This window comes from Lentzea fradiae (assembly GCF_900100955.1).
GTDB lineage: Bacteria > Actinomycetota > Actinomycetes > Mycobacteriales > Pseudonocardiaceae > Lentzea > Lentzea fradiae.
The window spans coordinates 1-1,106 of the sequence record NZ_FNCC01000043.1 but is presented as its reverse complement, the minus strand read 5'-3'; the positions used below and the strand labels follow the sequence as shown (position 1 = coordinate 1,106).

Sequence of the window (1,106 nt, the reverse complement as noted above, 5' to 3'; positions counted from 1 at the left end):
CCCGGCGTGCCGCGTGACGCCGAGGGCATGCGCACGCTGTTCCGCCAGTTCTCCTTCCCCGGCGGGGTGCCCAGCCACGTCGCGCCGGAGGTGCCTGGGTCGATCCACGAGGGTGGCGAGCTGGGCTACTCGCTCGCCCACGCGTTCGGTGCCGCGTTCGACAACCCCGGCCTGATCGTCGCGTGTGTCGTGGGCGACGGTGAGGCCGAGACGGGGCCGCTCGCCGCGAGCTGGCACGCAGGCAAGTTCCTCAACCCCGTGACCGACGGTGCCGTGCTGCCGATCCTGCACCTCAACGGCTACAAGATCGCCAATCCGACGCTGCTCTCCCGCATCCCCGGCGACGAGCTCGACTCGCTGCTGCGCGGTTACAGCTACGAGCCGTTCTACGTCGAGGGTCACGAGCCGCAGGCCATGCACGAACGGATGGCCGAGGTGCTCGACCAGGTCATCGACCGCATCCAGGCCGGCAAGCGGCCGATGATCGTGTTGCGCAGCCCCAAGGGCTGGACGGGTCCGTCCGAAGTGGACGGAACGCCGGTCGAGGGCACCTGGCGCTCACACCAGGTCCCGCTCTCGGGTGTGCGCGACAACCCCGAACACCTGCGGCAGCTGGAACAGTGGCTGCGCGGCTACCGGCCCGAGGAGCTGTTCGACGAGCACGGTGCGCCGCGCCCGCACCTCGTCGCCCTGGCACCGGAAGGCGGCCGGAGGATGGGCGCTTCGCCACACGCCAACGGCGGGTTGTTGTTGCGAGAGCTGAAGATGCCCGGTATCCGCGCCCACGCCGTCGATGTGGTCAAGAACGGCAGCACGCACTCCGAACCGACCAGGGTCCTCGGCCGGATGCTGCGTGATGTCGTGGCACTCAACGCCGACGCCCGTTCGTTCCGGATCTTCGGGCCGGACGAGACCGCGTCGAACAGGCTAGACGCGGTCTACGACGTGACCGGGAAGCAGTGGCAGGCGGAAACACTGCCGGTGGACGAGCACCTGGTGCCCGACGGCCGCGTGGTCGAGGTGCTGTCCGAGCACCTGTGCCAAGGCATGCTGGAGGGGTACCTGCTCACCGGCAGGCACGGCCTGTTCAACTGCTACGAGGCGTT

At 69.3% G+C, this 1,106-nt stretch carries 1 protein-coding gene; it reads left to right on the top strand.

Annotated elements, in window-relative coordinates:
• Nucleotides 1–1,106 (top strand): phosphoketolase family protein (locus BLT23_RS39790; RefSeq protein ID WP_143036230.1); only part of this gene is annotated, 1,106 nt, incomplete at both ends.